Raw genomic sequence first — 7,597 nt, forward strand, 5'->3', positions numbered from 1 at the left:
TGATAACAGCGGACTTCTGAACAATCAGATCAAAAACGCGGCGATTTCATCATCCGGAGAGATATGGTTTGCTCAGGAACCGTACTTTGGAACGCCTTCAGAACCCAGCGGGGTAGTTAGGCTTTCCTGGACACCCGGAGAGGAGTCTACCGCATCATGGAAAACCTTCGAGCCATCTGACGGACTTCCATCAGGATATGTAAGGGATATTGCGCCAACCCCTTCATCTTCAATAGCCTGGATGGGAACTGAACTGGGACTGGTTAAAGGGAACGTTCTTACGGGTCAGGTTCTATATTCAGCAGGTACTTCTCAGGGATTGCCATCCGGGGATGTGCAGGCGATAGTTCTTTCAAGAAACGCAGATCTCTACGTGGGAACAACAGGCGGTCTTGCCGTGCTTAAATCAGGTGAAGAGACATTCACAGATGTGGAAAACATATCCGGCAATATAAATTTTCTTTGTTTTGATAATCTATCCTGTCTCTGGGCGGGGTCTTCAGATCTCTGGGGTGGGTCTCCAGAAGGACTTTTCAGGATCTATCCAGATGGATCCGTTGAAGAGTACAACACATTGAATTCACCACTTCAATCACTTAATGTGAGAAACATAGTCTGCGATGCGGATAATGGATTGCTCTACATTGTTACAGACCATGGCCTTTGGAAGCTTCATCTCGAACAGGGAATGACCGGTAATATAGAAACAGCAACGGTATATCCCAATCCATTCGTCCCCGGAGCAGGAGAAGTGCTGGGAATTGCCGGACTTCCAAATACTGCTCTGGACTTTCATCTGTTTGACCTGAGGGGAGAGCTTGTTTATGAGTCCCTGTCACAAAACAGGGACATGTTCTCATGGGATGGTTATGACAGCAATGGTGAACCTGTGGCATCGGGAACATATATTGTCCGGATTTCACAGGATGGTGAAAGCAGGTTTTTCAAGCTTGCAATTGTTCGATAATACCGGAAGAGGTTAATTCCATGAAAGGTGTTGTTCTCGCCGGGGGATTGGGAACGCGGCTCAGACCGCTGACCAGCATAACAAACAAGCATCTGCTGCCTGTTTATGATCAGCCTATGATTTTCTATCCTCTTCAGAAGCTTGCTGAGGCGGGGATCAGGGATGTAATGCTGGTTACAGGCGGGAATAGCGCGGGCGATTTCCTTCGACTCCTTGGTGATGGATCGCATTTCGGGCTCGATACTCTTAATTATGCCTATCAGACTAAAGAAGGTGGCATAGCGGAAGCAATAGGTCTGACAAAAGCATTTGTAGGCGGTGATAAATTCGTTGTAATACTGGGTGACAATATTATTGAGGATTCGCTTGAACCACATGTGGAGACGTTCCGGAAGCAGGAGAATGGAGCGAGAATACTTCTGAAGGAAGTGAACAATCCGAGAGATTATGGAGTAGCTGAGATCGAGGGTGACAGGATCATTTCAATAGTTGAAAAGCCTGAATACCCCAGAAGCAGCTATGCCGTCATTGGTGTATACATGTACGATGATTATGCATTTGAAGTTATCGATGCGCTTAAACCTTCCGCGAGGGGAGAACTTGAAGTCACCGATATCAACAACGCATATCTGAGTGCCGGTAAACTCAGGGCGGATATTATTGAAGGCTGGTGGGCAGATTCAGGAAGCAGTATTGACGGTCTTCTGCAGGCCGGGATCAGAGCAAGGGAACTCCGCCTGCAAGTGGTCGATGGGAGAAAGATGTGAAGCTCCTCGTAACGGGCGGCGCGGGTTTTATTGGAAGCAATTTTACAAGAATGGCGATTAAAAACAACCCTTCATGGAAGGTTACCGTTCTTGATAAGCTGACATATGCCGGCAGACGGGAAAATCTCGCTGATCTGGAAGATAATTCCCGTTTCGCATTTATCCGGGGAGATATCTGTGATCCGACTGTGGTGGCTGAAGCGATGAATGGATGCGACGCGATTATTAATTTTGCAGCTGAGACTCATGTGGACAGATCTATTGATGATTCTTCCTCTTTTGTCAGGACAGACATTGAAGGTGTCAGGATTCTTCTTGAGGAATTCAGGAAAGAGAAACGAAATCTATTCCTCCAGATATCTACTGATGAAGTGTATGGCAGTGTTGAATCCGGAAAATCTCGAGAAGGTGACGTGCTTGCTCCAAGAAGTCCGTATGCAGCATCCAAGGCTGGAGGAGAACTGCTGGCCATGAGCTACTGGACAACCCATAAAACCCCCGTTGTAGTAACGAGGGCATCGAATAATTACGGTCCATGGCAGTATCCCGAAAAGCTGTTCCCTCTATTTATTACGAACGCATTGGACGGAGAATCCCTTCCATTGTATGGGGACGGTCTGAACCGTCGCGACTGGATGTATGTGTTCGATCATTGCAGAGCACTGATGCTTATACTGGACAATCCTGCTCCGGGCTCCGTCTACAACATCGGAGCGGGGGAAGAGCATGCCAACAGGGAAGTGACCGATGGCATACTTGCGGCAACAGATGCTGATCCGGGTCTTGTGAGGTATATTGATGATCGTCCTGGACATGACAGACGTTATGCTCTTGATGTCAGTTGTATCAAAGAGAAGCTTGGCTGGAAAGCTGAGATCCCATTTGAAGAAGGGCTTGAACTTACAGTCGCATGGTACAAAAATAATCGTGCCTGGTGGGAAGAGATAAAATCAGGCAGATTCAGGGAATACTACAGAGCTATGTATTCTGAAAGATTGGGTAATTCCCGGGAGATATAGATGAGAGTACTTGTAACAGGCGGCGCCGGATTCATTGGCAGCCACCTTTGTGAAAGACTGCTTTCTGAAGGGCACGAAGTGCTGGCGATGGATAACCTTATCACCGGGTCGACTGATAACATCGCGCATCTGGCCGGTAACGACAGCTTCACATTCATTCATCATGATGTGACAAATTACATTTTTTTGCAGGGAGAACTCGATTTCATTTTTCACCTTGCTTCTCCCGCGAGTCCGGCTGACTATCTTGCCTTTCCGATTCAAACGCTGAAGGTCGGATCGCTGGGAACTCATAAAACCCTGGGTCTCGCAAAGGAGAAGAACGCCGGTTTCCTGCTGGCTTCAACCAGTGAAGTCTATGGAGATCCTCTTGTTCATCCTCAGACTGAGGATTACTGGGGGAATGTGAATCCGGTAGGTCCAAGAGGAGTTTATGACGAGGCAAAGCGGTTTGCGGAAGCCCTTACGTTCGCGTACAGGCGCTTTCATGGAATTAATACGAAAATCGCCAGAATCTTCAATACTTACGGACCCAGAATGAGAGCTGATGATGGAAGGGTCGTGCCCGCTTTCATCTCGCAGGCATTGTCCGGCCGTAACCTTACGGTTTTTGGCGATGGCAGTCAGACTCGAAGTTTCTGTTTTGTTTCCGATACGGTTGACGGACTGGTGCGTTTAATGATGAGTGATTTCGAGGGACCCGTGAACATAGGCAATCCTGACGAGATGACTATCCGGGAGTTCGCCGGTTTTATACTGGAGAGAATAAATACACAGAGTTCAATTGTTAACAGGGATCTGCCGATGGATGACCCTAAGATCAGAAAACCGGATATATCCCTTGCGAATAAGAAACTTGGCTGGAAACCCGTCGTTTGCCTGGAAACTGGTCTGGATACTACAATCGAGTATTTCCGGAAGACCGGGGATCAAACCGGGACTTCCAGACAGGATATAATATAATGTATTACTGTACATTGTTTTGCGGGGACAGGTAAATTTATGCTGCTTACAATACTCATGATACTTATACAGAGTGTTTCTCCACCTGTTTCAGGTGCTTCAGGCATCAGTATTTCTATTCTGGAACAGGCGGACAGAAATTCGTATGTGCTTGGTCCGGGTGATGTCGTAACAATTGTAATAGAGGGTGGCTGCACCGAAGCATTATTGGGAGCGGGAGTTCTTCCCCTGGTTAGCTGCCGCATTGGCTCCGATGGTTATCTGTCCGTATCAGGGATAGGAGCCGTTGATGTGGATGGCCTTACGATCGAGCAGGCACAGTATACTCTGCAAAGGACAGTTACAAGATTCTATCCTTCATTGGAGATCACACTCTCACTTTCTGAACCCCGCATGTTGAGGGCCAGTATTCGAGGCATGGTTAATGAACCGGGAACATATATCATGACTTCACTCAACAGGGTTTCTGATCTGGTTAAGGAAGCAGGATGCATTTCCGTATATGGTTCCAGGATAGGGAAACTGTATACATCTACCGGCGATACACTCGAAGTTGATCTGCATATTTCCTCAGAAACCGGATTCCAAGTCGCGGATCCATTTCTGACCAACAATGCGAGTGTTGTCTTCGATGTATGTACAAATCCTGTATTTCTGCTTCGCTCAGATCTGATTTATCCTGCAACACCGAATGAGATTCCTGAACGGATTCACTCATTTGAAACCTGGGAACTCGCGCCATACGACAATTTCGAGTCTCTTGTTGTTCGTATGGGAGGTTTGCCGGGGAATGTGAATCTATCTGAGACCAGAATTGTCAGAAACAGTGGTCATTTTCCAGTATGGGCTGACAGTGTTGGTATTCTTCAACAGCTGATTCTTCCAGGAGATACAATCCTGCTTGTATTGATGAGTGATTCAATAACTGTTGCTGGAGCTGTAAACAGCATCGGATCGGTGGTTTACAGACCGGAGAGTACTGTTCTTGATTATATTGTTGCTGCTGGAGGATTATCAAACGAAGCAGGTTCTGATATTTCCATATTCCGGAACGGAAAGGAATATGAAACGAATGAGCCTGCAGAGGGTTTAACACTGCTTCCCGGAGATGGAATTAATGTCGGTTACAACTGGTTCTCAAGAAACAGGGATCTTATCTCCGTTTTCGGGACAATAGTATCAATTGGCGTAACAGTTTATGCAATATCGAAATAGAGTATGAAGATGCAGAATAATATCGGAAATTCCTTTGCCGGGAACTGGTTAAGATCAATAGCATGTAATCTTAGAAAAATCATGGTTCTATGCATTATTGTCGCTGTCGCCAGCGCTGTATGGGCACTGACGAGAGATAAACGGTGGAGCGCATCCGCAATCGCGATGGTTCCCGGAGAGTCAGGTTCTTTGTCTCAGATGGCGGGCCTGGGAACAATTACCGGAGATCTATTACCCGGAGGGCTTGGCGGTCTCGGAAGCGCACTGAGCGCAGGGACACCGGGAGGAATGGATATCAATCTTGTCCAGCAGATACTGTCTTCAAGGATAGTGATTGAGCGCGTGATGCTGAAATACGACTTCTTTGATTATTTCAAATCCCCAAATATGGATATTGCCCTTGAACGAATGCGGAAATGGATAGCAGTTGAACTCACTCCTGAAGGTCTGATTGTTATATCGGCAGAGGGCAGGAGCAGAGAAGAAGCAGCAGCTATGGTGAACGATATTATCACGTTCGCGAACGACGAACTCTCCGTCATCATAACCAGCAGAGCCAGGCGAAGCAGAATTCTTGCAGAGGAATCTGTAGAAACAGCAGAAGAATCCCTTCTTGTAGCACAGAATAGAATGGAGCGGTTCAGGGAGGAAACAGGACTGATCTTTCCGGAAGAGCAGGGTTCGCAGACAATTGAATTACTTGGTACTCTAGAGACAGAACTTCTTCTTGCCGAAGCTGAACTGTCAGGTGTAAGCGGAACAATGTCGTACTCAAGTTCTGCTTATTCAGAGATAGCACGGGAAGTCGCATTCCTCAGGAATACTCTGAACACCAGAATGACATCCGGAGACAGTCTCAGTCTCTTTCCCGGTCTGGACAGCATTCCATCGATGCTGAAGGAGTTTGAAAACATCTCAATCAACCTGGAAACACGTCGCATAATATATCTGATGCTGAGGCAGGAACTGGAATCACTGAGGCTCGAGGAAGTAAAGGAAAGCCCTACTCTTGAAGTTCTGGTTCCGGCAGTACCGATGGCTCTCCGGTCATATCCAAAACGTGCTATGCTTGTCATAACAAATACTTTTCTCACCTTTATTCTATCACTTCTCTGGCTTGCTGTTGTTACTTATGCAAAGCAGCTTCTCGAAGGCGAATCAACAGGGGACTTCTGGAGAAGTATCCTGAAAACTACTGGTAAGCAGCTATTTCTAATCAGAGATAAGAAGCGCGGTTCAGGGGAAATCCGCTGATTCTCCATCATCCCGCACAATAATGTTCACAGAAATCCTGAAATTCAAGAAGCAGATAGTCGAACTCGGAGTTCCTGCTCTGGTCAGCCGAGGAACTCTTGTATTGTGGGGACTGGTAGCAATACTCATTGTCCGGGTTCTTCCTGCGGAGACATATGCTGCTTATGCTCTGGCTCGGAGCGTTCAATTGTTCGGTGTTCTTTTCGGTGGAGGATTTGTTCTTCAGGCGATTATCAAATTTGCGGCAGAGGGTGATACCGAAAGAGAGCAGAAACTGGCCAATGCGGGGATAGTCCTTGCCTCCGGTATGGCAATAATTACAGCACTGCTTCTTGTTTTCGGCAGCGGGCTTATTCAGTCCTTTTACAGTGATATTGATATTGCAGGGATTCCTGAAGTTCTCGCTCTCTTCGTTATCGTCAGCACAGCATCCCAGCTTCCAAGAAGCCTTCTTGTGGCGAAGCACAGGATGAAAGAGGTCATGATAGCTGACATCGCTTCATTCGCGGTCAGAACCGGTGCTGTCGGATGGATGATCCTGAACGGTTCTCTCAACAGTCCTCTTCAGGTTTTCGGAGCAATGATAGCCGGGAACACCGTGGCTCTTCTGATAAACGTCTGGCTGGCACGAGATCTTGTTTCTCCAGCCCTGGGTATATCACCGGGAACAATGAGGATTGTGATGGGTTTTGCCGTTGTTTCTCTCGGAACAGGGCTTGCTAATTTTGTCTATACCAGGACTGATATTCTGGTTCTCGGGAAACTCGCTCTTCCATCTGAAGTAGCGGGATATGGAGCATGTCGAACTCTGACTGCTTTTGTCATAAACCTTTCTATTGCAGCTAACATGATTCTTCTGCCCCTTGTATCAAGAATGTGGCGACAGGGGAACAGGGATGGAATCCTGAAGCGGGTACTGAGTGGAATTCTTATTATCGAATTGATTCAGCTTCCAGTTGTAATATTGTATACGGTCTTTTCGGAACCTTTACTGCACTTCCTTTATCAGGGTAAATACGACTTTGCCTGGCCTGTTTTGATTGCACTGGGTTCATTATCCGTGATTCGTCCTTTTGGAAGTCTTTTCTCTATAATGTCTCTTGGGATGGGAAAACCTTCATATTCAATGTACAGCGTTATGGTTTCTGCAGGGATTAACCTTATACTGAATTTTCTGCTCATTCCAAAATACGGAGCGCTTGGCGCTGCTATCGCAACCGTCGGAGCTGTTATCTGCGGGGCATCCGCTGTGATTATTCCAACAGTGCGTTACTGGAACCGCAATAGAAACGCATAAACGCAAATAGGGTCAGGTCTTGAATTAAAGCATTTATTACTATCTTCTATTCTAAGAAGTCTATAAACGCTTAAATTCAAGACCTGACCCTAAACATATAGCTGAAGTTGTCAGC

7 protein-coding genes are annotated in these 7,597 nt (G+C 46.7%); all 7 read left to right on the top strand.

Annotation, left to right across the window (positions count from 1 at the left end):
• On the top strand, positions 1–967 hold a 967-nt coding region (locus K8R76_03955), incomplete at its 5' end, for a T9SS type A sorting domain-containing protein (protein MCD4847325.1).
• Between the two features lie 20 nt (positions 968–987).
• Complete coding sequence (locus K8R76_03960) at positions 988–1,734, top strand: NTP transferase domain-containing protein (protein ID MCD4847326.1); 747 nt, start codon at positions 988–990, stop codon at positions 1,732–1,734.
• Complete coding sequence (gene rfbB / locus K8R76_03965) at positions 1,731–2,753, top strand: dTDP-glucose 4,6-dehydratase (protein MCD4847327.1); 1,023 nt, start codon at positions 1,731–1,733, stop codon at positions 2,751–2,753. Before K8R76_03960 ends, rfbB begins: the two co-directional genes overlap by 4 nt.
• Complete coding sequence (locus tag K8R76_03970) at positions 2,754–3,716, top strand: SDR family oxidoreductase (GenBank protein ID MCD4847328.1); 963 nt, start codon at positions 2,754–2,756, stop codon at positions 3,714–3,716.
• 39 nt (positions 3,717–3,755) lie between these two features.
• Positions 3,756–4,931, top strand: coding sequence for a polysaccharide biosynthesis/export family protein (locus K8R76_03975; protein ID MCD4847329.1), 1,176 nt, complete (start codon positions 3,756–3,758; stop codon positions 4,929–4,931).
• A gap of 9 nt (positions 4,932–4,940) precedes the next feature.
• Entirely contained in the window at positions 4,941–6,185 is a 1,245-nt protein-coding gene (locus K8R76_03980; protein MCD4847330.1) for a hypothetical protein, read from the top strand.
• 22 nt (positions 6,186–6,207) lie between these two features.
• Complete coding sequence (locus K8R76_03985) at positions 6,208–7,482, top strand: oligosaccharide flippase family protein (GenBank protein ID MCD4847331.1); 1,275 nt, start codon at positions 6,208–6,210, stop codon at positions 7,480–7,482.
• The last annotated feature ends 115 nt before the right edge of the window (positions 7,483–7,597 follow it).

Source organism: Candidatus Aegiribacteria sp., assembly GCA_021108435.1.
Taxonomy (GTDB): Bacteria; Fermentibacterota; Fermentibacteria; order Fermentibacterales; family JCC-6; genus Aegiribacteria.